This is a genomic window from Streptomyces sp. NPDC017943 (genome assembly GCF_044328425.1).
Lineage (GTDB): Bacteria > Actinomycetota > Actinomycetes > Streptomycetales > Streptomycetaceae > Streptomyces > Streptomyces djakartensis_A.
On record NZ_JBIRHH010000002.1, the window covers coordinates 858,472 to 883,488 of the forward strand.

24 protein-coding genes are annotated in these 25,017 nt (G+C 72.6%); 3 read left to right on the forward strand and 21 right to left on the reverse strand.

Going from position 1 to position 25,017, the window contains the following annotated elements; all coding sequences use genetic code 11:
- Window positions 1–14: 14 nt before the first annotated feature.
- The 20 genes from ACH4C6_RS08840 to ACH4C6_RS08935 all read right to left on the reverse strand — a co-directional run bounded on the left by ACH4C6_RS08840 (window position 15) and on the right by ACH4C6_RS08935 (window position 21,127).
- Window positions 15–134 carry a DUF6126 family protein gene (locus tag ACH4C6_RS08840; RefSeq protein ID WP_369194832.1) on the reverse strand — a complete coding sequence of 40 codons (120 nt, stop codon included), beginning with the start codon at window positions 132–134 and terminating at the stop codon, window positions 15–17.
- On the reverse strand, window positions 131–778 hold the full coding sequence (locus tag ACH4C6_RS08845; RefSeq protein ID WP_398107812.1) for a helix-turn-helix domain-containing protein: 648 nt from the start codon (window positions 776–778) through the stop codon (window positions 131–133). The genes ACH4C6_RS08840 and ACH4C6_RS08845 overlap by 4 nt, the downstream gene beginning before the upstream one ends.
- A gap of 67 nt (window positions 779–845) precedes the next feature.
- Window positions 846–2,261 carry an aspartate aminotransferase family protein gene (locus tag ACH4C6_RS08850; RefSeq protein ID WP_398107813.1) on the reverse strand — a complete coding sequence of 472 codons (1,416 nt, stop codon included), beginning with the start codon at window positions 2,259–2,261 and terminating at the stop codon, window positions 846–848.
- Window positions 2,258–4,153, reverse strand: coding sequence for a 1-deoxy-D-xylulose-5-phosphate synthase (gene dxs, locus ACH4C6_RS08855; protein ID WP_398107814.1), 1,896 nt, complete (start codon window positions 4,151–4,153; stop codon window positions 2,258–2,260). Before dxs ends, ACH4C6_RS08850 begins: the two co-directional genes overlap by 4 nt.
- Before the next feature lie 29 nt (window positions 4,154–4,182).
- Window positions 4,183–5,340 carry a flavodoxin-dependent (E)-4-hydroxy-3-methylbut-2-enyl-diphosphate synthase gene (gene ispG, locus ACH4C6_RS08860; RefSeq protein ID WP_398107815.1) on the reverse strand — a complete coding sequence of 386 codons (1,158 nt, stop codon included), beginning with the start codon at window positions 5,338–5,340 and terminating at the stop codon, window positions 4,183–4,185.
- A gap of 4 nt (window positions 5,341–5,344) precedes the next feature.
- The gene (gene hpnH, locus ACH4C6_RS08865; protein WP_398107816.1) at window positions 5,345–6,367 is read right to left on the reverse strand and encodes an adenosyl-hopene transferase HpnH; all 1,023 of its coding nucleotides are present in this window, start codon (window positions 6,365–6,367) and stop codon (window positions 5,345–5,347) included.
- A 5-nt stretch (window positions 6,368–6,372) separates the two neighbouring features.
- A complete protein-coding gene (locus tag ACH4C6_RS08870) occupies window positions 6,373–7,014 on the reverse strand; it encodes a 1-hydroxy-2-methyl-2-butenyl 4-diphosphate reductase (protein ID WP_398107817.1) in 642 nt (213 codons plus the stop codon).
- Window positions 7,014–9,059, reverse strand: coding sequence for a squalene--hopene cyclase (gene shc / locus ACH4C6_RS08875; RefSeq protein ID WP_398107818.1), 2,046 nt, complete (start codon window positions 9,057–9,059; stop codon window positions 7,014–7,016). The genes ACH4C6_RS08870 and shc overlap by 1 nt, the downstream gene beginning before the upstream one ends.
- A gap of 122 nt (window positions 9,060–9,181) precedes the next feature.
- Window positions 9,182–10,249: a polyprenyl synthetase family protein gene (locus tag ACH4C6_RS08880; RefSeq protein WP_398107819.1), complete on the reverse strand. Its 1,068-nt coding sequence runs from the start codon at window positions 10,247–10,249 to the stop codon at window positions 9,182–9,184.
- 65 nt (window positions 10,250–10,314) lie between these two features.
- A complete protein-coding gene (hpnE, locus tag ACH4C6_RS08885; RefSeq protein WP_398107820.1) occupies window positions 10,315–11,727 on the reverse strand; it encodes a hydroxysqualene dehydroxylase HpnE in 1,413 nt (470 codons plus the stop codon).
- Window positions 11,724–11,858 carry a DUF6380 family protein gene (locus ACH4C6_RS08890; RefSeq protein WP_398107821.1) on the reverse strand — a complete coding sequence of 45 codons (135 nt, stop codon included), beginning with the start codon at window positions 11,856–11,858 and terminating at the stop codon, window positions 11,724–11,726. The genes hpnE and ACH4C6_RS08890 overlap by 4 nt, the downstream gene beginning before the upstream one ends.
- Entirely contained in the window at window positions 11,855–12,805 is a 951-nt protein-coding gene (hpnD, locus tag ACH4C6_RS08895) for a presqualene diphosphate synthase HpnD (protein ID WP_398107822.1), read from the reverse strand. Before hpnD ends, ACH4C6_RS08890 begins: the two co-directional genes overlap by 4 nt.
- Window positions 12,802–13,704, reverse strand: a complete 903-nt coding sequence (gene hpnC, locus ACH4C6_RS08900) for a squalene synthase HpnC (RefSeq protein WP_398107823.1) — start codon at window positions 13,702–13,704, stop codon at window positions 12,802–12,804. The genes hpnD and hpnC overlap by 4 nt, the downstream gene beginning before the upstream one ends.
- 359 nt (window positions 13,705–14,063) lie before the next feature.
- Entirely contained in the window at window positions 14,064–14,849 is a 786-nt protein-coding gene (locus ACH4C6_RS08905) for an ABC transporter ATP-binding protein (protein ID WP_398107824.1), read from the reverse strand.
- Entirely contained in the window at window positions 14,842–15,771 is a 930-nt protein-coding gene (locus ACH4C6_RS08910) for an ABC transporter permease (RefSeq protein WP_398107825.1), read from the reverse strand. Before ACH4C6_RS08910 ends, ACH4C6_RS08905 begins: the two co-directional genes overlap by 8 nt.
- Window positions 15,772–15,879: 108 nt before the next feature.
- Entirely contained in the window at window positions 15,880–16,752 is an 873-nt protein-coding gene (locus ACH4C6_RS08915; protein ID WP_398107943.1) for a glycosyltransferase family 2 protein, read from the reverse strand.
- Window positions 16,753–16,757: 5 nt separating this feature from the next.
- A complete protein-coding gene (locus ACH4C6_RS08920) occupies window positions 16,758–17,537 on the reverse strand; it encodes a CDP-alcohol phosphatidyltransferase family protein (protein ID WP_398107826.1) in 780 nt (259 codons plus the stop codon).
- On the reverse strand, window positions 17,515–18,576 hold the full coding sequence (locus tag ACH4C6_RS08925) for an iron-containing alcohol dehydrogenase family protein (RefSeq protein ID WP_398107827.1): 1,062 nt from the start codon (window positions 18,574–18,576) through the stop codon (window positions 17,515–17,517). Before ACH4C6_RS08925 ends, ACH4C6_RS08920 begins: the two co-directional genes overlap by 23 nt.
- The gene (locus tag ACH4C6_RS08930; RefSeq protein WP_398107828.1) at window positions 18,564–19,316 is read right to left on the reverse strand and encodes a sugar phosphate nucleotidyltransferase; all 753 of its coding nucleotides are present in this window, start codon (window positions 19,314–19,316) and stop codon (window positions 18,564–18,566) included. The genes ACH4C6_RS08925 and ACH4C6_RS08930 overlap by 13 nt, the downstream gene beginning before the upstream one ends.
- Window positions 19,313–21,127 carry a DUF5941 domain-containing protein gene (locus tag ACH4C6_RS08935; protein WP_398107829.1) on the reverse strand — a complete coding sequence of 605 codons (1,815 nt, stop codon included), beginning with the start codon at window positions 21,125–21,127 and terminating at the stop codon, window positions 19,313–19,315. Before ACH4C6_RS08935 ends, ACH4C6_RS08930 begins: the two co-directional genes overlap by 4 nt.
- Window positions 21,128–21,404: 277 nt before the next feature.
- On the opposite strand from ACH4C6_RS08935, the gene galE reads away from it, so the two are divergent.
- The 3 genes from galE to idi all read left to right on the forward strand — a co-directional run bounded on the left by galE (window position 21,405) and on the right by idi (window position 24,380).
- Entirely contained in the window at window positions 21,405–22,376 is a 972-nt protein-coding gene (gene galE / locus ACH4C6_RS08940) for a UDP-glucose 4-epimerase GalE (RefSeq protein ID WP_398107830.1), read from the forward strand.
- Between the two features lie 178 nt (window positions 22,377–22,554).
- Window positions 22,555–23,490 carry a cation diffusion facilitator family transporter gene (locus tag ACH4C6_RS08945; RefSeq protein ID WP_398107831.1) on the forward strand — a complete coding sequence of 312 codons (936 nt, stop codon included), beginning with the start codon at window positions 22,555–22,557 and terminating at the stop codon, window positions 23,488–23,490.
- Between the two features lie 296 nt (window positions 23,491–23,786).
- Complete coding sequence (gene idi, locus ACH4C6_RS08950; RefSeq protein WP_398107832.1) at window positions 23,787–24,380, forward strand: isopentenyl-diphosphate Delta-isomerase; 594 nt, start codon at window positions 23,787–23,789, stop codon at window positions 24,378–24,380.
- 22 nt (window positions 24,381–24,402) lie between these two features.
- Here idi and ACH4C6_RS08955 read toward each other — a convergent pair whose 3' ends face one another.
- The gene (locus ACH4C6_RS08955) at window positions 24,403–24,906 is read right to left on the reverse strand and encodes an ATP-binding protein (RefSeq protein WP_398107944.1); all 504 of its coding nucleotides are present in this window, start codon (window positions 24,904–24,906) and stop codon (window positions 24,403–24,405) included.
- Window positions 24,907–25,017: the final 111 nt, after the last annotated feature.

Here is a 25,017-nt window from a genome sequence, read left to right on the forward strand (position 1 = left end):
GCCCCGGCCGCGATCTACTTCGCCCCGACCTCGAACAGCAGGTAGATGAAGGCGGCGAAGACGTGTCCCAGGATCAGGTAGACCAGCAGGCGCACCCACAGGGCCCGGGGGAACTTCTCCTCCAAGTCGCTCATGTCGTCTCTCCAGGGTTGGGGCCCAGGCACAGGGCGGCCGTGGGGCTCTGCAGCAGGGTGTGCACGAAGAGCAGGTCGACGCCGTCGTGGTCCTCGGCGGCGATGCGGTGCGGGGTCAGCGAGTCGAAGTGGGCGCTGTCGCCGGGCGCCAGCCGGTGCAGGGTGTCGGCCAGGCGCAGCCGCAGCCGGCCCCGCAGCACGTGCAGCCACTCCTCCCCGGGGTGGACGCGCACGATGTCGCCCTGAGAGCCGAAGGGGACGTGGACGCGCAGGGCCTGCATCCCGCGGCCGGGGGCGCCGGCCTGCCAGTAGGTCCAGCCGCCCGCCGCGGTGGGTTCCATGGCGGCGGCGCGGATGACGGAGTCCCGTTCGGCGACCGTCTCGCCGAGCAGTTCGGAGACCGTCGTACCGTAGATGCGGGCGAGTGCCAGCAGCATCGGCAGGGAGGGCTGGCGCCGGCCGGTCTCCAGCCGGGACAGATGCGCGGGCGACAGCCCGGCGGCGCGGGCCGCGGCCTCCAGCGTCAGGGAGGCCTGCCGCCGCAGCGCCCGCAGCTGCGGGGCGACCGCGGCCGGCAGGGCGCCGGGGGCCGGTTCGGCCGGCGAGCCGGCCGCTGGCGGCCGCTCGCTCTCGGAGGAGCTCATGCCTCCATTCAGCCGCAGGTTTGCCTGTGCGGCAAATTTCTTGCCTCTCAGGCAAAGCGGGCCGGATTCAGCGGTTGGCGACCGCCTGCTTGACGAGGGTCTTGCCGAAGTCCCACATCAGTCCGCCGTCGTGGGCGTCGTCCATCACGGCCGTGAACGCCTCGACGAACCGGTCCACCTCCCGCTCCCCGATGATCAGCGGCGGGATCAGCTTGATCACCTCCATGTGGTCGCCGGAGACCTGGGTGAGGATCCGGTGCTTCCGCAGCAGCGGCACCACGACCATCTGCGCGAACAGCCCCTTGCGCGCCGCCTGGAGCATGGCCCAGCGGCTGCGCAGCTTCAGCGACTTCGGACGGCCGAACTCGATGCCGATCATCAGCCCCCGGCCGCGCACCTCGGCGAGCATCTCGTAGCGGTCGGTGAGCGCCGCGAGCCGGGACCTGAGCAGCTCGCCGGTGGCCCGTACGCCCGCGACGATCTGCTCGTTCTCCATCACCGACAGCACCGCCAGGCCGGCCGCCATGGCCTGGGCGTTGGACCCGAAGCTCGCCGAGTGGACCAGAACCCGGTCCATGGACGAGTAGACCTTCTTGAAGATCCACTCCTTGCCGAGGGTGGCGCCGACGGGGACGTAGCCGCCCGACAGTGCCTTCGCCACGCACACCAGGTCCGGTTCCACGCCGTCCTCGTGCTGGTAGCCGTAGAAGTCCCCGGTACGGCCGAGGCCCGTCTGCACCTCGTCGGCGATGAGCAGGGCCCCGCGCCGGTGGAGCAGCTCCTGCGCGGCCCGCAGCCAGCCGGGCGGGCCCTCCAGCACGCCCTTGCCCTGGATCGGCTCGACGATCAGGGCCGCGACGTCGCCCTTGTCCAGCTCCCGCTCCAGCGCGTCGAGGTCGCCGAGCGGCACGGCCGTGTCGGGCAGCAGCGGGGCGAAGCCGTCGCGGAAGGCGGACTCGCCGTTGACGGACAGCGCGCCGGTGGTCAGGCCGTGGAAGGCGTGCGCGCAGTACAGGACCCTGGGCCTGCCGGTGACGAACCGGGCGAACTTCAGTGCCCCCTCGACCGCCTCGGTGCCGCTGTTGCCGAAGAACACCCGGTCCAGGTGCGGGCTGTGCGCCAGCAGCTTCTCGGCCAGCAGGCCGGGCAGCGGCTGGCAGTCGAAGCGGGTCAGGTCGGCGAGAGAGGCGTCGAGGACCTCGTGCAGCGCCTTGCGGACGACGGGGTGGTGGCGGCCGAGCCCCATCACCCCGAACCCGGCGAGCATGTCCAGGTAGTCGTTGCCGTCCGCGTCGTAGAAGTAGGCGCCCTCGGCGCGCTCGTAGACCTTGTCGAAGCCGATGGTGTGCAGCATGCGCGGGAGCTGGTGGTTGAGGTACCGGGTGTGCAGCTCGTAGCGCTCGGCCCCGCGCTCGGCCAGCAGCGCGCCGAGGTCGAACTCCCCGGCCTGCGACGACTCCGACGCGGATTCGGCGGTGGTCATTCCTGTGACTCCTTGGACTGCTCTTCCTTGACGGTCAGACTCGCGCTGATCCGTCCGGCGATCTCGACGGGGGTCAGGCCGATGTCGGCCAGCACCTCGCCGCGCTTGGCGTGCGCGAGGAACTGCTCCGGGATGCCGAAGCGCCGCACGGGCACGTCGACCTCCGCATCCCCGAGGGCCAGCGCCACGGCCGAGCCCACGCCGGCGGCCCGGCTGTTGTCCTCGACGACGGCGACCAGGTCGTGCTCGGCGGCCAGGGCCGGCAGCGCGGGGTCGACGGGCTTCACCCAGCGGGGGTCGACGACGGTGCAGCCGATGCCGCGGGCCTCGAGCAGCTCGGCGGCCCGCAGGCAGACGGACGCCATCACACCGACCGCCACCAGCAGCACGCGCGGGTCCGGCGCCCGGTGCAGGACGTCGGTTCCCCCCACCCTGTCGATCGCCGGGATGCGCGGCCCCACCGACTCCTTCGGGAAGCGGACCAGGGTCGGCGCGTCGTCCACGGCGACCGCCTCGCGCAGCTGGGCCCGCAGCTGGTCGGCGTCCCGGGGCGCGGCGATGCGCAGTCCGGGCACGACCTGCAGGACGGACAGGTCCCACATGCCGTTGTGCGAGGCCCCGTCGACGCCGGTGACCCCGGCCCGGTCCAGGACGAAGGTCACCCCGCAGCGGTGCAGGGCCACGTCCATCAGCAGCTGGTCGAAGGCGCGGTTGAGGAACGTGGCGTAGACGGCGACGACCGGGTGCAGTCCCCCCGTCGCCAGGCCCGCAGCCGAGACGGCCGCGTGCTGCTCGGCGATGCCGACGTCCCACACCCGCTCCGGGAACCGCGCGGCGAACGCGCCGAGGCCGACCGGGTGCAGCATGGCGGCGGTGATCGCCACCACGTCCTGTCGCTCCTCGCCGATCCGCACGATCTCCTCGCCGAACACGGACGTCCAGGAGGGGCCGCCCGCCGGCGCCAACGGGGCGCAGGTGAGCGGGTCCATGACGCCGACGGTGTGGAAGTGGTCCTCCTCGTGGGCGAGGGCGGGCTCGAAGCCCCGGCCCTTCTCCGTGAGGCAGTGCACGAGCACCGGCCCGTGGAAGCGCTTCGCGCGCCGCAGCGCGGACTCCACGGCCCCGATGTCGTGGCCGTCGATCGGGCCGACGTACTTCAGGCCCAGGTCCTCGAACAGGCCCTGCGGGGCGAAGGCGTCCTTGAAGCCCTTCTTCGCACCGTGCAGGGCCTCGTAGAGGGTGCCGCCCACCAGGGGCGTGCCCTGGAGCACGTCCTTGCCCCAGGCCAGGACCCGCTCGTAGCCGTCGGTGGTGCGCAGAGTGGCGAGGTGGTCGGCGAGCCCGCCGATGGTCGGGGCGTAGGAGCGCTCGTTGTCGTTGACCACGATGATCAGCGGCCGGTTCCGGGCGGCCGCGATGTTGTTGAGGGCCTCCCAGGCCATGCCGCCGGTGAGCGCCCCGTCGCCGACGACCGCGACGACGTGGCCCTTCCCGCCCCGCACCTCGCGTGCCTTGGCGAGCCCGTCGGCCCAGCCGAGGGCGGTGGAGGCGTGGCTGTTCTCGATGACGTCGTGCTCGGACTCCTCCCGCGAGGGGTAGCCGGACAGGCCGCCCTTGCCGCGCAGCTTGGAGAAGTCCTGCCGGCCGGTGACCAGCTTGTGCACGTACGCCTGGTGGCCGGTGTCCCACAGGATGCGGTCGGCCGGCGACGCGAAGACCCGGTGCAGGGCCAGGGTCAGCTCCACCACGCCCAGGTTGGGGCCCAGGTGGCCCCCGGTCCTGGCGACCGCGTGCACCAGGAACTCCCGGATCTCCGCGGACAGTGCGCTCAACTCCGCCTCGGACAGCGCCTTCAGGTCGCGTGGTCCGCGGATGCTCTCCAGGATCGTCACTTACGGGCCCCCTTCGGTTTCCGTGCTGCTCAGCTCACGGTGACGGCAGGCTCCCCCGGCCCCACGCCGTCCTGCTCCAGCTGCTCGGCGAGTCTCATCGCCTCGTCGATCAGCGTCTCGACGATCCTCGACTCGGGCACGGTCCGGACGACCTGCCCCTTGACGAAGATCTGCCCCTTCCCGTTGCCGGAGGCCACGCCCAGATCGGCCTCCCGGGCCTCGCCGGGCCCGTTGACCACGCACCCCATGACGGCGACGCGCAGCGGCACCTCCATGCCCTCCAGCCCGGCGGTGACCTCTTCGGCCAGCTTGTACACGTCGACCTGGGCGCGTCCGCAGGAGGGGCAGGAGACGATCTCCAGCCGGCGTTCCCGCAGCCCGAGGGACTGCAGGATCTGGATGCCGACCTTGACCTCCTCGGCGGGCGGCGCGGACAGCGACACCCGGATGGTGTCGCCGATCCCCTGGGACAGCAGCGCCCCGAAGGCCACGGCCGACTTGATCGTGCCCTGGAACGCCGGTCCCGCCTCGGTCACTCCCAGGTGCAGCGGATGGTCACAGCTCCCGGCGAGCTGGCGGTACGCCTCGATCATCACGACCGGGTCGTTGTGCTTGACGGAGATCTTCAGGTCGCGGAAGCCGTGCTCCTCGAACAGGGACGCCTCCCACAGGGCGCTCTCCACGAGCGCCTCGGGGGTCGCCCTGCCGTGCTTCCGCAGCAGCCGCCGGTCGAGCGACCCGGCGTTGACGCCGATGCGGATCGGGGTGCCGTGGTCGCGGGCGGCCCGGGCGATCTCCTTGACCTTGTCGTCGAACTGCTTGATGTTGCCGGGGTTGACGCGTACGGCCGCGCAGCCGGCCTCGATGGCCGCGAAGACGTACTTGGGCTGGAAGTGGATGTCCGCGATCACCGGGATCTGCGACTTGCGGGCGATGACCGCCAGGGCGTCCGCGTCGTCCTGCGTGGGGCAGGCGACCCGGACGATCTGGCAGCCGGCGGCGGTGAGCTCGGCGATCTGCTGGAGTGTGGCGCCGACGTCCGAGGTGCGGGTCGTCGTCATCGACTGCACCGACACCGGGGCGTCGCCGCCCACGGCCACCGGGCCGACGTGGACGGTGCGCGAGGCGCGCCGGGGCGCGACCGGGCGCACCGGCACCCCGGGCATGCCCAGCGGGACGGTGGTCACGTCCTCAGTCCCGGTTCCCGGAGACCGTCTCGCGCATGGCGCGCAGCGACTCCTTGAGCGAGCCCATGGTGGCCAGGACGGCCGTGGGCTCGTAGCCGCAGTGCGCCATGCAGTTGGCGCAGCGCGGGTCCTTGCCGCGGCCGTACTTGTCCCAGTCGGTGTCCTCGACGAGCTCGCGGTACGTCGGCACGTACCCGTCGCTCATCAGGTAGCAGGGGCGCTGCCAGCCGAAGAGCGAGTAGTTCGGGATCGCCCACGCCGTGCAGGGGAAGTCGACCTTGCCCTCCAGGAAGTCCAGGAAGAGCGGGGAGTGGTTGAGCCGCCAGCGCCGCCGGTTGCCGCCCGAGAAGGCCTTCTTGAACAGCTCGCGGGTCTGCTCGACGCCGAGGAAGTGCTCCTGGTCGGGGGCCTTCTCGTAGGCGTAGGCGGGCGAGATCATCATCTCGTCGACCTCGAGGTCGTCGTTGAGGAAGTTCAGCACCTCGATGATCGTCTGCGGGGTGTCGGTGTTGAAGAAGGTGGAGTTGGTGGTGACCCGGAAGCCGCGCCGCTTGGCCTCCTTGATCGCCTCCACGGCCTCGTCGAACACGCCTTCCTTGGCCACGGACTCGTCGTGCCGCTCGCGCAGCCCGTCGATGTGCACCGCGAAGGCGAAGTAGGGCGACGGCGTGAACTTGTCCATCTTCTTGCGCAGCAGCATGGCGTTGGTGCACAGGAACACGTACTTCCGTTTGGCCACCAGCTGACGCACGATCTCGTCGATCTGCGGGTGCATCAGCGGCTCGCCGCCGGCGATGGACACCATGGGGGCACCGGACTCCATGACGGCGCCCACGGCCTGGGCGACCGGCATCCGCTGCTTCAGCACCCCGGCGGGGTGCTGGATCTTGCCGCATCCCTCGCACTTGAGGTTGCAGGCGAACAGCGGCTCCAGCTCCACGATCAGCGGGAACTTGTCCCTGCGGCGCAGCTTCTGTTCAGCCAAGTACGTAGCGACCTTGATGGACTGTCGGAGCGGCATGGCCATCTGGCTCACCTCCTGGGGAGCAGCAAGGAACGGTGCCATTCGAAGAAAGCGGGAAGGACCGAACGAAGAACACGGAAAGCTGATATTCCACCGCGCACCGTGCCGATCCGGACGAGTTCATGTTCTGGAGCGTCCACGACCACCCGGACGGCCGCAACCGGGCGCTCGCCCTCGCGCACGGCGCTCAGGAGCGTGGCGGCGGACTCCATGTCGGCGGCGATGGCTCCGGTGGCGCGCAGGGCCGAGCGCTCGGGGCCGCGCACGACGTGGTCGGACCCGGTGAGCGGGCCGGTGTGCACGGTCCGTCCGGGTACCGCGCGGACCAGGGCCTTCACCAGCAGGTCGGTCCCGACGCAGGCCGTCGTGGCGCGCGGGTCGCGGGTCTCCTCGGCGACGACGAGGTCGCCCGGGTGCATCCCGGGCGCGAGCCCGGCGCAGAAGCCGGTGGCGAGGACGGCGGCACCGCCCAGGGCCGGATCGGCGAGCATCCGTGTGACGGCCCGCTCGGCCGCCGCCGGCCCCATCCCGGTCCGCAGCACGGTGACCGGTCCGCCGGCCCCGCCGCGGCCGCCCGCGCGCAGGGCGAACTGCTCGATGCCGAGCGCGCAGGCGATCAGCAGCGGGGCCGGGCCGGTCCGCGTGCTCATCAGTCGGCCTCGGCCCCGGCGAGCCGGTAGTCGCCGGCCTCCCCCGCCGAGCCGCTCACCCGCAGCCGGTCCGCGAAGGGCTCTCCGTGGAGGTAGCGGCCGAGTGCGGTGAGCGGGAACACCTGCCGGTAGAGGTGGTAGTTGATCGAGAAGTCCCACGGGAAGCCCGTCCCCGTGAAGTGCGGCTCGTCCCAGGAGCCGTCCTCCCGCTGGGTGGCGGCGAGCCACTCGATGCCGCGTTCCACGGCGCGGGAGTCGCGCTCCCCCGCCGCCAGCAGCGCCATCAGCGCCCACGCGGTCTGGGAGGCGGTCGAGGCGCCCCGGCCGCTCCACCGCGCGGGGTCCCGGTAGGAGCGCAGGTCCTCGCCCCAGCCGCCGTCGTCGTTCTGCACCGACTCCAGCCATCCCACGGCGCGCCGGATCGCCGGGTGCGCGGCGGGCAGACCGGCGGCGACCAGGGCGGGGACGACCGACCCGGTGCCGTAGACGTAGTTGACGCCCCAGCGCCCGAACCACGAGCCGTCGGGCTCCTGTTCGGCCAGCAGCCACTCCACGCCGCGCCGGGTGCGCGGGTCGTGGGCCAGCCCCTCGACGGCGAGCATCTCCACGACGTGCGCGGTGACGTCGGCGGAGGGCGGGTCGACGACCTCGCCGAAGTCGCAGAACGGCAGCCGGTTGGGGAACGGGCTGGTGTTGTCCGCGTCGAAGGCTCCCCACGCGCCGTTCCTCGACTGCATGCCGAGTGTCCAGCGCACCCCGCGCCCGACGGCCCGGTCCAGCCGCCGGGGGTCGTGGTGGGCGATCCGGCGCAGGGCGAGGATCACCTCGGCGGTGTCGTCGATGTCGGGGTAGTTGTCGTTGTGGAACTCGAACGCCCAGCCGCCGGGCGGAAGATGGGGCCGGCGCACGGACCAGTCACCGGGCCGGACGATCTCCTCGCCCAGCATCCAGTCGGCCGCCTTCACCAACTGCGGGTGGTCCGGGGGCAGTCCGGCGTCCACCAGCGCGATGGCGGCCAGGCAGGTGTCCCACACCGGCGACTGGCACGCCTCGATCATGCGGGCCCCGTCCTCGCGCCACACGGCGAACCGGTCCAGCGAGGCGAGCCCCTCCCGCATCACCGGGTGCTGAAGGTCGTAGCCGAGCAGATGCAGGGCGATGATCGAGTACATGGCCGGGGGCTGGATGCCGCCCCAGCAGCCGTCGTTCTCCTGCCGTTCGACGATCCAGCGGGCGGCGCTGTTCAGGGCCGCCCGGCGCAGTCTTCCGGGCACGACCTTGCGCAGGGCGTGCAGGCCCTTGTCCATGCGCTGGAAGGCCCCGTCCCAACTCAGCGGCGGGGCGAGGGGCTTGCGCGGGTTCGGGCGCTCCGGGTCGGTGTGCAGCTCGTCGAGCGGGAAGGGCGCGGGGCGCACCGGCCGCTTCGCGGAGACCACGGTCAGCGGGACGATGGTCTGCCGGGCCCAGCAGCCGAAGTCGTAGATGTTGAGCGGCACCCAGGTGGGGAGGAAGATGAGCTCCGGCGGGAGTTCGGGCAGCTCCTCCCACTTCCACCAGCCGAACAGGGCCAGCCAGATCCGGGTGAAGACCCGGGCCGCGGCGATGCCGCCCTGGGCGCGGACCCAGGCGGCGGCCTTCGCCATGTGGGGGGCGTCGGGCGCGTCACCGGCGAGGCGGAGCGCGACGTAGGCCTCGACGGTGGCGGAGAGTTCGCCCGGCCCGCCGTGGAAGGTGGACCAGGTGCCGTCCTCGCGCTGCTCGCCGCGGATGAACAGGGCGGCGGCCTGGGTGGTCCTGTCGTCGCGGATGCCGAGGAACTGACGCAGCAGCAGATCCTCGGCGTCCATCGTGACGTTGGTCTCGAGGTCGCCCTTCCACCAGCCCTGGGGGTCCTGGCGGGAGAGCAGGTGGTCGGTGGCGCGCCGGGCGGCGCGTGCGGCGGCCTGCGGTACCCCGGCCGCCCCGGGGGTGTGCGTGTCGGTGTCGCTGGCCGCGGCGGCGCGGGGTGGCAGGGCCCCGAAGCTTCCGTCGGTCGTCGCTGTCATGGCTTCCCCTTCGTGCAGTCCTGCAAGGTGTGCATCTGCTGTGGGTCCGCCGTCGGCCGGTGTCCGGGTGCTGCTCGCGGCACCGGCCGGCGACTACGCGAGGGTTATTCGGCCGATGGTGATCATCTCTTCCGTACGACGACGAAGTCCGCGAGCGCCGTGAACTGCTCCCGCACCCGGTCGGGCATGTCGACGGCGTCGAGGGCCTCGATGGCGATGGTGTGCTGGCGGCGTGCCTCGCATGCGGTCCACTCGCGGCCGCCGGCCTCTTCGATCAGGGCGGCGCGGGCCGCGAACTCCTCCTCGGAGAAGTTCTCGAAGTCGCTGGCCTTGGCGTCGGCGGCGAGCAGTTCGCCGAGCCGCTCGGAGGCGGGACCGCCCGCCGCGAGCGCGGCCACCACGGGCAGCGACTTCTTGCGCTGGCGCAGGTCGCTCCAGGTCTGCTTCCCCGTGGCGTCCGGGTCGCCCCAGATGCCGAGGAGGTCGTCGACGGCCTGGAAGGCCAGGCCGAGGTGGTAGCCGTACTTCTCCAGCGTGTCGGCGGTGCGGTCGTCGGCCCCGCCGAGGACCGCGCCGATGGAGCTGGCGCAGGCGAGCAGGGCACCGGTCTTGTTGCCCTCCATCTCCAAGCACTCCTCGACGCTGACCCGGTCGCGGTGCTCGTAGGAGATGTCCTGGGCCTGGCCGTCGATCAGGGCGCGGGTGGCGGTGGTCAGGCGGCGGGTGGCGCGGCCGGCCTCGACGGTGCCGAGTTCGAGGAGCATCTCGTTGGCCAGGGCGAACAGGGCGTCGCCGACCAGGATGGCCTGCGCGGGACCGTGCACCTTCCAGACCGTGTCCCGGTGCCGGCGCTGCTCGTCGCCGTCCATGAGGTCGTCGTGCAGGAGGGAGAAGTTGTGGACGAGCTCCACGGCGACGGCGCCGGGGACGCCCGTCTCGGGGGCCGCGGACATGACCTCGGCGGACAGCACGGCCAGGGCGGGGCGCACCGCCTTGCCGCCGTCGCCCGCGGCGGGCCTGCCCTGGGCGTCGATCCAGCCGAAGTGGTAGGCGGCAACCGTGTCCATGGGAGGGGCCAGCCGGTCGACGGCCGCCCGCAGTACCGGAGTGGCCAGGGTCCGGCCGCGCTCCAGCAGCGCGGTCACGTCCACCGCCTCGGCGGTCCTCGAGGCCGGGGGCACAGTGGGCACAGTCTCTCCTCTTGTTGCGGTGCCGGAGGTACGGGGGCCGCCTGCCGCGTCGTGCCGAGCGAGCATCACGCCGCCTCCTCGAACGCGAAGAGGTGCTGCGGGCGGGGCCGGCCCAGGGCGCCCAGCACGGCGTCCGCCGCGCTCACGCCGCTGCGGACCGCACTCTCCATGGTCGCGGGCCACCCGGTGGCGGTCCACGCTCCGGCCAGGTACAGGCCGGGTGCCTTGGTGCGGGCACCGGGCCTGAGGCGCCCGACGCCGGGGGTGGGAGCGAACGTGGCGGTCCGCTCCCGGGTGACGAAGAAGTCCCTCACGTGCGCGCCCCGGGCCCGGGGCAGCAGCCGCTCCAGCTCGGGCAGGTACCGCTCGCGCAGCACCGCCACGGGGGCGTCGATCTCGTCCTGGGCGGCCGACTGGGACACGGCGAGGTACTGGCCCTCGCGCAGCCCGGACGCCTCGGTGCGGTCGAACACCCACTGCACGGGACTGCCCAGGGCGGTGAAGAAGGGCCGGGTGAGGACCGTGCGGTCGTACACGACGTGGACGTTGAGGATCGGCGCGGTGCCCATCCGCAGCAGCCGCTCGGGGGCGTCGAGGGCTCCGTCGGGGAGCAGGCCGTGCGCCTCGCGCTGCGGCACGGCGAGCACCACCGCGTCGGCGTGGAGCGTCTCGCCGGGGACCTCGACGTGCCAGCGGCCGTCCGGCTGCGCCCGGACGGAGGTGACGCGGGTGCGCAGCTCGGTGCGCACGCCCGCGGAGTCGAGGGCCTTGCGGGCCAGCCCGTCGTGGAGATCGCCGAGCGGCACGCTCGCCCAGCCGATGTCGGCCGCGCCCGGGTCGGACAGCAGACCGGTCCGGAACACCATGGCGGCCAGCGCCAGGGAGGAGTCCGCGGCGACGGCGTTGAGGGTGGCGACCCCGACCAGGTCCCACAGGGCCTCGACGGCGCGGGCGGACTGGCCGTGCGCGGCCAGCCAGCTGCCGAAGTCCTGCGCGTCCAGCGCCGGGTCGGCCGGGTCGAGCTTCTTCAGGGCGAGCGCGGCGCGGCCGACCCTGGCGCGTTCGGCGAGCGACAGGTGCGGATAGGTGGCGAGGCTGCGGCCCAGGTGCAGCGGCACGGGCAGCGCGTCGCGCCGCAGTCTGCCCAGACGCCGGCCCGCGGGGCGTTCGGCGTCCAGGACCGGTACGTCGAGCCGGTGCTGGAGCGGGGCCAGGGCCGCACCCTCGATGCGGTCGAGGAACCACCGGTAGGCGGTGCAGCAGCGCAGGTAGACGTGCTGTCCGTTGTCGACGGTCAGGTCGCCGCGCCGGAAGGAGAACGCCAGGCCGCCCAGCCGGGGACGGCCCTCCAGGAGGGTGACGCGCACCCCGGCGTCGGCGAGGGCGAGCGCGGTGGTGACACCGGCGAGCCCGCCGCCCACCACGACGGTGTGCCGTCCGTCCGCGGCCGGTCCCCGGGACCGCGTGCCGTGGGTCATCGCACCCCCTCCCCCGCGTGGCGGCCGTGCCGCGCGAAGCCCGCGCGGGAGGCCGTCTGTGTCAGGGACGCGCCCCCGGGCCGGAGGGTTGCCCGCCGTTCTCCTTCGGTGGCGGCTCCTTCGTCGCTCACACCCGCCTCCTGACGGCGCGTCGCGTAACGTGCCGGGCGTCGAGACCCGACAGACCGCGCACGGCCACGTACGCCTTCTCCCGGCCGGGCAGCGACACCCGGCCGCGCAGCACCGCCTCCGGGTCCCGCTCGATGCGGTCCAGCAGGCGGCGGTAGATGCCGGCCATGGCGGCGACGCAGGCGCCGCTGCGCCGGTCGAGCATGGGCAGCAGCCGGTAGCCCTCGGCGAACAGGGCGCGGGCCCGGCGCACCTCGAAGTGCACGAGGCCCGCGAAGTCCGAGCCCTCGGGCGGACGGGGGCCGCTGAAGCCCGCGGAGCAACCGAACTTGGCGAGGTCGTCGGCGGGCAGGTAGGTGCGCCCGCCCTCGGCGTCCTCCCGGACGTCACGGAGGATGTTGGTGAGCTGGAGCGCGAGGCCGAGCGTGTCGGCGTACTCGGGCGCGCGGTCGACGCCGCGAGCCCCCGGTTCGGTGCCGAACACCCCGAGCGAGAGCCGCCCGATGGCCCCCGCCACACAACGGCAGTAGACCTTCAGGTCGTCCCAGGTCTCGTACGTCTCGCCCCGGACGTCCATCTGGACACCGTCGATGAGCTCGTCCAGACCGCCCAGCGGGATCGGGAAGTGGGAGGCGGCGTGCGTGAGGGCCACGGCGACCGGGTCGGTGTCGTCCTCGCCCACCCCGCCCTCGCGGATCCGGGCGAGCAGCGCCCGCGTCTCCTCCAGCCGGGCCACCTTGACCTCGCCCGTGAGCGGGCCGTCGCCAATGTCGTCGACGCGTCGCGAGAACGCGTAGAGCGCCGACATGGCACGGCGCTGGGGCGTCGGCAGCAGGCGGATGCCGTAGGCGAAGTTGCGGGCCTGCCGCCCGGTGACGGCCTCGCAGTAGCTGTAGGCGGCGAGTACCGGCGCGGACGTGTGCGGTTCGGATTCCACGGTCCGGATCACCCCTCTCCTCGCAGGATCGAGCCCACCTCACGCAGCACCTGGAGCTTGCCGGGCTTGGGCGGGCCGGGAAGTACGTCGAAATCGGCGGCGGCGACCGCCCTCAGCGCCGCCCTTCCCCCCGCCACGAAGCCCGCGAGCAGCAGCCGCAGCCTGCCGTGGACGCTGCCCACCAGGGGCGCGCCCTCGTCCAGCAGGTGGCGGGCGCGCTGCGCCTCGTACGCCACCAGCGCCCGGACCGACGCCCCCGCGCTCGCCGCGGCGAGGTCCTCCTCCTGGACGTGGAAGCGCTTCAGGTCGGCGGCGGGCAGGTACACGCGGTCCCGGGCGAGGTCCTCGGCCACGTCCTGGAGGTGCTCGACGATCTGCAGGGCGGTGCAGATCATGTCGGAGCGGCGGATCCGCTCGGGCGTCGAGGTGCCGGTGACGGCGAGGACGAGACGGCCGACCGGGTTGGCGGACAGCTCGCAGTAGGCGAGCAGGTCGTCGTAGGTCTCGTAGCGGCCGACCAGCTGGTCCTGGCGGTTGGCGGCGATCAGGCCGAGGAACGGCTCGGGAGTCAGGGCGCGCCGCCGCACGGTCGGCTGCAGCCGGCGCAGCAGGGGGTGGCGGGGGGTGGAGTCGAAGACCCTGCGCAGGTCGGCCTCGAAGGCGTCGAGCAGGACCAGCCGGTCGTCGGCGTCCTGCGGGGACACCCCGAGCAGCCGGGCGTCGGCGCCGCCGGGGGCGAGGTCGCCGTCACCGATGTCGTCGACGAGACGGGCGAAGCCGTAGACGGCCATGAGGTCGGTGCGCCAGGCCCGGGGCAGGAAGAAGGGGGCCACGGGGAAGTTCTCACCCGCGGCCTTGTCGAGGGTGGCGCGCTCCGGGTCGAGGGTGCGCGCCGTGCCGGTTCCCGTCACCGCCGGCTGCCCGGTGCGGGGACGGCACGTGCTGCGTGGAGCTGGGGAGTTTCCGTAGCCATCGCCGTCACATCTCCCGTTCTACACTGCCGACCCAATACACACTATTTCGGACACGCCGCCCGGCCGTCCGCACGGTCGTCCGACGGGCGGTGTCGCGCATTATTGCCCTGATTGCCGTGTTTCGGGACCGGTACAGCTTACGTTGTCCCACACGACACGGTTCGTCAGGGTGGCCCGCACCCCGGGAGAACGCACCGATCAGCCCCAAGATTCCTGCCCGGGCCCGGAGTTGACGCTTCTTTTGCAGACGCGGGGCCCCGCCGGAGCAGTTCCGGAGGGGCCCTGGCCGGATCGCGCTACTTGCCCGTGAACTTCTCGTACTCCTTGAGCACCTCGTCGGTCGGGCCGTCCATGCGCAGCTCGCCGCGTTCCAGCCACAGGACGCGGTCGCAGGTGTCGCGGATGGACTTGTTGTTGTGGCTGACCAGGAACACCGTGCCGGCTTCCTTGCGCAGCTCGCGGATGCGGTTCTCGGAGCGCTTCTGGAACTTGCGGTCACCGGTGGCGAGCGCCTCGTCGATCATCAGGACGTCGTGGTCCTTGGCCGCGGCGATGGAGAAGCGGAGACGGGCGGCCATGCCGGAGGAGTAGGTGCGCATCGGCAGAGTGATGAAGTCGCCCTTCTCGTTGATGCCGGAGAAGTCGACGATGTCCTGGTAGCGCTCCTTGATCTCCTCGCGGGACATCCCCATGGCGAGCCCGCCCAATATGACGTTGCGTTCTCCGGTGAGGTCGTTCATCAAGGCCGCGTTGACGCCGAGCAGCGAGGGCTGGCCGTCGGTGTACACCTTGCCCCGCTCGGCGGGGAGCAGGCCGGCGATCGCACGCAGCAGCGTCGACTTGCCGGAGCCGTTGGAACCGATCAGGCCGATGGCCTCGCCGCGGTAGGCGACGAAGGAGACTCCGCGCACGGCGTGCACCTTGCGCACACCCCGCTCCGTGTCGGCGGAGCCCTTCTTGAGGATGCGGCTGAGGGCGGCGGTGGCACTGCCCTTGCCGGACTTGGCGCCGTTCACGCGGTAGACGATGTGCAGATCGTCCGCGATGACGGTGGGGATCCGCTCGTCTCGCTGCTCAGCCACGGCCGTACCTCTCCTCCGCCTTCCAGAAGTACACGAAGCCGCCGACGGCGAACAGCACCGCCCAGCCGCCCGCGACCGCCCACACGTGGTCCGGCAGGTACTTCCCGCCGTAGTCGTCGATCAGGGCGAAGCGCACCAGGTCCATGTAGACCGCGGCCGGGTTCCACTGCAGGAGGTTCGCGATCCAGGACGGCTTGTCCGCCAGGAAGATCGGGATGGAGAACATCACGCCGGACGCGTACATCCAGGTCCGCATCACGAACGGCATGAGCTGCGCCAGGTCCGGGGTCTTGGCGCCCGCCCTGGCCATGATCAGCGCCAGGCCGGTGTTGAAGCAGAACTGCAGGACCAGTGCCGGCACGATCAGCAGCCAGGACAGGTCCGGGTAGTGGCCGAAGCCGATCACGATGGCGAACAGCACGATCATCGAGAACAGCAGCTGCTGGAGCTGCTGCAGCGCGAAGGAGATCGGCAGGGACGCCCGCGGGAAGTGCAGGGCGCGGACCAGCCCGAGGTTGCCGGAGATGGCGCGCACGCCCGCCATGACCGAGCTCTGTGTGAAGGTGAAGACGAACACGCCCGTGACGAGGAACGGGACGTAGACCTCGCGGGGCAGACCGCGGTCGGCCTCCAGCAGCAGACCGAAGATGAAGAAGTACACGGCCGCGTTCAGCAGCGGCGTGGCCACCTGCCACAGCTGGCCGAGCTTGGCCTGGCTGTACTGGGCGGTCAGCTTCGCCCGGGAGAAGGCGAGGATGAAGTGCCGCCGGTCCCAGAGCTGAGCCACGTACTCCGGCAGCGAGGGCCGGGCGCCGCTCACGCTCAGCCCGTACTTGGCGGCGAGCTCCTTCGCCGTGAGGCCCTCGTCGGGCGCCACGGGCGCGCTGACCGCGACCGTGGCGTCGTGCGTTGTCTCACTCACTAGTGGAAACTTTCGTCTTCGATAGAGGCGGCCTGTGCGGGCCTGCTCGGGCCGGGGCCAGGGTACGGTCCCGCCGGGCGCCGCCGGGTGGTCCCGGACCCGAGCCTGTCAGATGACCGGGGGCCGGCCCAGCCGGGTCAGCCGCCACACCGTACGCCACTTCATGGGACGGCGGGGGCCGCACGGGGTGGTCCAGCCCTCGCGGAAACCGCCGAACCAGGCCCGCAGGGCCGGGCCCGAGGGGCGGCGCAGCAGGGTGAGCAGCAGCCACACGCCCAGGTACACCGGGACGAGGAGGGCGGGCAGGTTGCGGCGGGCCAGCCAGACGCGGTTGCGGGCGACCATGCGGTGGTACACCGCGTGCCGCGAGGGCGCGGTCGTCGGGTGGTACAGCACCATGTCGGACCGGTAGTCGATCATCCAGCCGGCGTCCAGGGCGCGCCAGGCCAGGTCGGTCTCCTCGTGGGCGTAGAAGAACTCGTCCGGGAGGCCGCCGACCTCGGCGAGGACGCGGGTGCGGACGGCGTTGGCACCGCCGAGGAAGGTGGTGACCCGGGAGGAGCGCATCGGGTCGGAGGCCCGCAGCCGGGGCACGTGCCGCCGCTGGGTGACGCCGGTGTCGGGGTCGGCGATGCGGAAGCTGACGATGCCGAGCTTCGGGTCCGCCTCGAACGCCTTGCGGCACAGCTCTGCGGTGTCGTGGTGGGCGAGCAGCCCGTCGTCGTCGAGGAAGAGCAGGATGTCGACGTCGCGCCCGGCCGGGCCGAAGGCCTCGATGCCGACGTTGCGGCCGCCGGGGATGCCGAGGTTCTCGGGCAGCTCGATGGTGCGCACGCCCTCGGGGACGTCCGGCACGGGCGAGCCGTTGCCGACGACGACGACCTCGACCGGGTCGCCGTCCTGCTTGGCGACGGAGTCGAGCAGGGCGCGCAGCTCGTCGGGGCGGTTGCCCATGGTGATGATGACGGCCCCGACCTTCATGGCACTCACTTCAGCCTGCTCGAGGCGAGGATGGACACCAGGTGCAGCAGCGTCTGCACCAGGGCGATGCCGGCCAGCACCGCGACGCCGAGCCGGGTGAGGAACAGATCGCCGCGGATCTGGTCGACGATCGCCAGCACCAAGATCAGCAGCGACGCCTCAATGCCGAGGATCAGCCGGTGGAACTTCAGGGCGGCGGCGGCCCGGCGGGCCAGCGCCATGCCGGAGGAGCGCATCTCGGCGGCGGTCTCCTGCACCGGCGGCTTGCCGACCTGGTGCCGGGCGACACCGACGAGGTCGGTCTCGGCCTTGATCAGGATGGCGCCCAGGGCGGCGAGGGTGCCGAGGAAGGCCCACAGCCAGTCGATGCGGCCGCTGCCCCACAGGTCGGCGGCGCGCAGGCCGAAGCCGGTGAGCACCGCCGCGTCGGTGAGGTAGGCGCCGACGCGGTCCAGGTAGACGCCGCTGAGGGAGTACTGCTTCCGCCAGCGTGCGATCTCGCCGTCGACGCAGTCCAGCAGCAGGTACAGCTGGACGCACACCACGCCGAGGACGGCGCCCGGGATCCCCGGCACGAGCAGTGCCGGGGCCGCGAGCACACCGAAGACGGTCATCAGGTAGGTGAGCTGGTTGGGCGTGACCCTGGTGTTCACCAGGTAGCGGTCGACCCGCAGGGACACCTCGCGCATGTAGAGGCGTCCCATCCAGTGCTCACCGCTGCGCCGGTCCTTCACCCCCGCGGGGTGAACGACGGGGCGGAGTTCAGCTACCGATGGCCTTGACATAGTCGGCGTAGACGTCCTTGATCTGTTCGGTGTTCAGGTCGAGGTGTTCGAGGATGGTGTAGCGGCCCGGCCGGGTCTCGGGGGCGAACTCGACGGCCTTGACGAACTCGTCCGTCGTGAAGCCGATCTCGTCCGGCAGCACGGGCAGCCCGTGCCGGCGCAGCACCTCGGCCATGTACGCCGACTCCTCGTGCGCTCCCCGCAGCCACATCGCGAAGGCCGCACCGAGACCGCACTGCTCGCCGTGGGCGGCGGCCCGCTGGGGGAAGAGCAGGTCGAAGGCGTGGTTGATCTCGTGGCACGACCCCGAGGCCGGCCGCGAGTCACCGGAGATCGACATGGCGACACCGGTGAGGACGAGCGCTTCGGCGAGCACCTGGAGGAAGCCGTTGTCGCCGACCCCGGCCGGGTGCCGGAGCACCGCCTCGCCCGCCTGGCGGGCCATGGCGGCGGCGAGTCCGTCGATCTTCTCGCCCTTGACGCGGTTGGCCAGCTCCCAGTCGGCGATCGCGTTGACGTTGGAGATGGCGTCACCGATGCCGGCGCGCACGAAGCGGACCGGGGCCTCGCGGATGACGTCCAGGTCGATGACGACCGCGATCGGGTTCGGCACACCGTAGGAGCCGCGGCCCGCGTCGTTGTCGAGGGTGGCGACCGGCGAGCACAGACCGTCGTGCGCGAGGTTCGTGGGCACGGCGACCAGGGGCAGGCCGACGCGCGCCGCGGCGAACTTGGCGCAGTCGATGATCTTGCCGCCGCCGAGGCCGACCACGGCGTCGTAGCGGCCGCTCTTCATGTCGCCGGCCAGCCGGACGGCGTCGTCGAGGGTGCCGCCGCCGACCTCGTACCAGGTGGCACCGGGCATGCTCGGCGCGATGCGCTCGCGCAGCCGGGCGCCGGAGCCGCCGCTGACGGCGACGGCGAGGCGGCCGGAGTGCGAGATGCGCTCGTCGGCGAGCACGCACGCCAGATCGTCGAGGGCACCCGGGCGGATGTCGACGACGAGCGGGGAGGGGATCAGCCGGGTCAGTACTGGCACGCGATCTCCCGTCCGCGGGCGAGGTCGTCGTGGTTGTCGATCTCCACCCACTTGACGTCGCCGATCGGCGCCACGTCGATGCGGAAGCCGCGGTTCACGAGCTCCTGGTAGCCGTGCTCGTAGAACTGCTGCGGGTCGGCCTCCCAGACGGTCTTCAGCGCGTCGGCGAGCTCGGCGGCCGCGTCGCCCTCGATAAGGGTGACGCCGATGTACTCGCCGGTGGCCTCGGCGGGGTCCATCAGCTTGGTGATCTTCGTCATGCCCTTCTCGGGGTCGACGACGACCTTCATCTCCTCGTCGGCCAGGTCCTTGACCGTGTCCAGGGCGAGGATGATCTTCTTGCCCTCGCCGCGGGCGGCGAGCAGCGTCTTCTCGACGGAGACCGGGTGGACGGTGTCGCCGTTGGCGAGGATCACGCCGTCCTTGAGGGCGTCACGGCCGCACCACAGGGAGTAGGCGTTGTTCCACTCCTCGGCCTTGTCGTTGTCGATCAGGGTGAGCTTGAGGCCGTACTTCGCCTCCAGCGCCTCCTTGCGCGCGTACACGGCCTCCTTGCGGTAGCCGACGATGACGGCGACCTCGGTCAGGCCGATCTCGGCGAAGTTGCCGAGGGTGAGGTCGAGAACCGTGGGCCCGTCCTCTTCGCCCGCCTGCCCCACCGGTACCAGCGCCTTGGGAAGTCTGTCGGTGTAGGGGCGCAGACGCCGTCCGGCGCCGGCGGCCAGCACGAGGCCGATCATGCGGGTTCTCCTTCATCGTGTACGGCGGGTGCGCCGACCTGGTGGGCGGCGACCCAGAAGCGGATGCTCTCGACGAGCACCACAAGGGCCACGGCCACGGCGAGGGCCGTGAGCGCGACGGTGAACTGTGGGGCGGTGAGCAGCGCGGCGAGGACGGTGACGACCAGCGTCCGCCCCTCGTGCCCACCCAGGGAGCGCACCAGCCAGGCGGGGGGCGCTCCGGCGTTGCCGCGGATGCGGTACACCGTGTCGTAGTGATGGTAGGCGACCGCCGCCACCAGCCCGAAAGCCGCAGGAAGGGCCCCGTTCACGTCCGCCTTGGCGGCGAGGGCGAGGACGGTTCCGTACTCCGCGGCCCGCAGCAGCGGCGGGACGAGCCAGTCGAGGGCGCCCTTGAGGGGCAGGGCGACGGCCGCGGCGGAGGTGAGGGCGTACAGGACCGCGGCGGCCACGGGCAGCGCGCTGCCGTACGGCTCCAGGGCCGCCGCGAGCACCAGCAGGGCGGCGCCGGGCAGGGCGACCAGGAACCGGGCGCCGAGCGGCGGCCTGGCCGGCAGCCTGCGCAGCACCCGCGCGAGGGATTCGGCGAGGGGCCCGCTGTCGGCGAGGTCGGCCAGGGCCCGAGCCGCGCGGTCGGTGCGCTGCGCCCGGCGGGTCAGGGAGCGCAGCACCCGGCCCGCGGTGGTGTAGGCCGCGGCGAAGGCGCAGCCGACGAGCAGCACGTAGAAGGTGATGCGGGGGGTCGCCACGGCCGTGAGCACCGCGATCATCGCCCAGCGCTCCCCGATGGGCAGGACGATCATGCGGCGGACCCAGACCGTCCAGCCGACGCTGTCGAGCTTGTCGGACAGGGCGGCGGTGGGGCTGGTGTTGGCGGTGGCATCGTGGTTCGCCTCGTTGAAGGAGAAGTCCACGACGTGCCGGCAGGTCTGCAGGACCATGGCGCCCAGGGCCAGGGCCCAGACGTCGTCGCCGCCGCGGGCGGCGCCCAGGGCGAGGCCGGCGTAGTAGGCGTATTCCTTGGCCCGGTCGAAGGTGGCGTCGAGCCAGGCGCCGAGGGTGGAGTACTGCAGGGAGTAGCGGGCGAGCTGGCCGTCGGTGCAGTCCAGCACGAACGACGCGATGAGCAGCACGCCGGCGGCGACGAAGCCGCCGCGGGTGCCGGTGGCCGCGCAGGCCGCCGCTATGAGCGCGGTGAGCAGGGAGGCGGTGGTGACCTGGTTCGGGGTCAGGCCGCGCCGGGCGCACCAGCGCGCGAGGTAGCGGGAGTACGGGCTGATGCAGAAGGTGGTGAAGAAGCCGTCGCGGGCCTTCACGGCCGACTTCAGGCGTACGGTCTCGTCGTCGACGTCCGCGACGGCCTGCCGGGCCTCGTTGCGGGCCTGCGGGTCGGCCGGGACGGCGGCGACGAGGGTGCCCAGCTCGGGGCGGTGGACCTCGGCGCCGTCGGCGTCCAGCGCGCTCAGGACGCGGTCGGCGAGGCTGTCGACCAGGGTGGTGCCGCCGCCGGCGGAGTTCTCCCGGGCCATCGCCCGGGTCAGGGCCTGGCGCCCGGCGGGCCGGGCGGTGACGGCTCCCGGGATGGCGGCCAGCGGGAAGCGGGGGTCGGTCAGGCCGAGCCGCAGGGCGTGCACGTGACCCACGAACCGGGCGTCGACCAGGGCGACCCGCTCGTCGCCCGGGACCTCGGCGAGGAGTGTCTCGGCCTCGACGGCGTCGCCGGCGACCCGGACGTCGAAGCCGAGGGACCGCAGGTCGCCCTCGATCGACGATCCGGGGACCGGCTGCCCGGTGAGGATGGCGGTCGACAACCGAATTCACTCCCTGGGACCGGCGCTCCGCACCGGTGCTGTACATGATGGGGGCGGCCGCGCCGGTGAGTCCCGGGGCGGCATGTCGGCAGAGGCTATCGGATGGCCGGAAGGCCGTGTTCACCGCCCGTTGGGCGGCCCGATCGACGCAGTTCGCCCGAGCTCCTGCCGCGATCATCTTGGTGGATCCGGGGCCCGCCCCACAAACCGCGCCCCGCAGACCGGACATCGGGGACATTGCGCGGGGGCCGGGCGGGGCGGCATAGGGTGGACGACCATGACTTGGCTGATCACCGGCGGGGCCGGCTACATCGGGGCCCATGTGGCCAGGGCCATGACGGAGGCCGGGGAGCGCGTCGTCGCCCTGGACGACCTGTCCGCCGGGGTGCCCGCGCGCCTGCCGTCCGGCGTCCCGCTCGTGCGGGGGTCCTCGTTCGACAGGGAGCTGCTGGAGCGGGTCCTCGCCGAGCACGGCGTGACGGGTGTGGTGCACCTCGCGGCGCGCAAGCAGGTCGCCGAGTCGGTGGCGCAGCCCACGCGGTACTACCGGGAGAACGTGGGGGGCCTGGCGACCCTGCTGGACGCGGTGGCCGGGGCGGGGATCGGGCGGTTCGTGTTCTCGTCGTCGGCGGCGGTCTACGGCGACCCGGGCGTGGACCTCATCACGGAGGACACCCCCTGCGCGCCGGTGAACCCCTACGGCGAGACCAAGCTCGCCGGGGAGTGGCTGGTGCGGGCGGCGGGCCGGGCGCACGGGATCTCCACGGTGTGCCTGCGGTACTTCAACGTGGCGGGCGCCGCCGCGCCCGAGCTGGCCGACACGGGGGTGTTCAACATCGTCCCGATGGTCTTCGACCGGCTGACGCGCGACGAGGCCCCGAGGATCTTCGGCGACGACTACCCGACCCCGGACGGCACCTGCGTGCGGGACTACATCCATGTCGCCGACCTGGCCGAGGCCCATCTCGCGGCGGCCCGGCGGCTCGCCGAGGGCGGCGCCGCGGACGACCTGACGGTCAACATCGGCCGCGGGGAGGGCGTCTCGGTCCGCGAGCTGATCACGGTCATCGGCGAGGTCACCGGCGACCGGCGGCCCCCGGTGGTCGAGGGGCGGCGCCCCGGGGACGCCCCGCGGGCGGTCGCCTCGGCGGCCCGGGCGGCCGGGGAACTGGGCTGGACGGCGCGCCGCGGGGTGCGCGAGATGGCCGCGTCGGCGTGGGAGGGCTGGCGGCTGCACCACGGCTCCTGACCGCCGCGGCGTTCGGCGGTCACGGCGCCCGGCTGGCGCATCCGCTCTGACCTGCGGATCGTTTCCGCAGGTCAGAGCAGATGACAACGGTGTTCAGTGCCGCGTTGCCCATACCCCCTCCCCGTAGTTGACTGGGGTGCCCGAGCAGGATCAGGCGGACGCGGGAGGGTGACTCTTCATGGGGGCTGGGCACGATCACGGGCACGCGCACGGCGCGGCCGGCGGTACGGCGACCTCGGCGTACCGCGGCAGGCTGCGGATGGCGCTGGCGATCACGCTCGGCATCGTCGTCGTCCAGATCGTCGGCGGTGTCCTGGCCGACTCGCTGGCCCTGGTGGCCGACTCGGCGCACATGGCGACGGACGCGCTGGGCCTGGCCATGGCCCTGCTCGCCATCCACTTCGCGAGCCGCCCGCCGAGCGACCGGGCCACCTTCGGCTACGCGCGCGCCGAGATCCTGGCGGCCCTGGCCAACTGCCTGCTGCTGCTCGGGGTCGGCGGTTACGTCGTGTACGAGTCGGTGCAGCGGTTCATCACCCCGGCCGGCACCGAGGGCCGCATCGCTCTGGTGTTCGGCGCGATCGGCCTGGTCGCGAACCTGGTCTCGCTGTCGCTGCTGATGCGCGGACAGAAGGAGAGCCTGAACGTGCGGGGCGCGTTCCTGGAGGTGGCGGCGGACGCCCTGGGGTCGGTCACGGTCATCGTGTCGTCCCTGGTCATCATGGCCACCGGCTGGCAGGCCGCCGACCCGATCGCCTCGCTGGTCATCGCACTGATGATCGTGCCCCGGACGTGGAAGCTGCTGCGCGAGACGCTCGACGTGCTGCTGGAGGCGGCGCCCAAGGGCGTCGACATGGCCGAGGTACGGGCCCACATCCTGGCGACGGACGGGGTCGAGGACGTGCACGACCTGCACGCGTGGACGATCACCTCCGGCATGCCGGTGCTGTCGGCGCACGTGGTGGTCAGCACCGAGACGCTGAACGCGATAGGGCACGAGAAGATGCTCCACGAGTTGCAGGGCTGCCTCGGCGACCACTTCGACGTGGAGCACTGCACCTTCCAGCTGGAGCCGAGCGGGCACGCCGAGCACGAGGCGCGCCTGTGCCACTGACGCCCCGGGCCCCCGGGGCGGCCGTGGCCGGTGGGGCGCATCGCGCTCCGCGCGCGCCGGGCGACGCAGCCCTGCGGCGCGCGCAGGCGCCCTGACTCCCGGAGCACCCGCCGGGGACGATTTTCGGCCCGCCGGGCCGGGCACGATCCCCTTCCGGGTCCCTCGTCCGGTGCCCCGGGCGGCGCCGTCCGCGCTCGATGTCGCCCGCCCGGGACATGCGGGCGGGCAGCGAAGTGCCGGGAGTGCCGGATTCGTACGGCAGACTTGGGGCGCGAAGACCGATGTGAAGGATGGGTATGCCGATCACACCTGCCACCGCGACGCACAGCCCGTCGAACGGCACCGCAGACGCGATTTTGCTGGAACTCGTCGACGAGGACGGCGTGACGATCGGCACCGCGGAGAAGCTCGCGGCCCACCAGCCGCCCGGGCAGCTGCACCGCGCGTTCTCCGTGTTCCTCTTCGACGAGTACGGCCGGCTGCTGCTCCAGCAGCGGGCGCTGGGCAAGTACCACTCCCCCGGTGTGTGGTCCAACACGTGCTGCGGCCACCCCTACCCCGGCGAGGCGCCCTTCGCGGCGGCGGCGCGGCGCACGTTCGAGGAGCTCGGCGCGTCCCCCTCGCTGCTGGCCGAGGCGGGCACGGTCCGCTACAACCACCCGGACCCGGAGTCGGGGCTGGTGGAGCAGGAGTACAACCACCTCTTCGTCGGCATGGTGCAGGCCGTGCTGCGGCCCGACCCGCAGGAGGTGGCGTCGACGGTCTTCGTGACCCCGCCGGAACTGGCCGAGCGGCACGCCAAGGACCCGTTCTCCGCCTGGTTCATGACCGTGCTGGACGCGGCCCGGCCCGCGGTCAGGGAGCTGACGGGCGCCTCGGCCGGCTGGTGACCCGTTCGTCCGGTGCGCTGCCCTAGGGCAGCCGGGCGGGTGCGAGCGGCAGGGCGGCCCAGATCACCTTGCCGCCGCTCGCGATGTACTCGACCTCGCAGACACCGCCGGCCTCGCGGGTGATCTCCCGCACCAGGAGGAGCCCGCGCCCACCGGTGCGGCCGTGGTCGGTCTCCAGGGCCGTGGGCCGGTAGGGGTGGTTGTCCTCCACGGACAGGCGCAGCCACTGCGCCCCGACGGCCACCTCGACGGCGATCGTCGGCGACAGCACCGCCGCGTGCTTCACGGCGTTCGTCACCAGTTCGGAGACGATCAGCAGCAGCCCTTGGGCCAGGTCGTCCGGGACCGGTACGCCCTGGCGCAGCAGCAGGTCCCGCACGGCGTGCCGGGCCTGCGGGACGGAGGCCTCCACCGCGGGCGCGGTGAACCTCCAGACCCCTTCGTACGGCAGCGGATCCGCGGACCCCGGACCGAGGGGCGCCGCGCCCTCGGGGCGCCGGCCGGATCCGCGCCCGTCGTCGTCCATCGTCCGGTCGCCACCCTCGCGCTCGATTGTCGCCACACGTCGAGTGTTGGGAACGATGCGCCCACCACCTCGGGGCTGAACACAAGTCAGCAACTATCGAGCGTTTCTGAC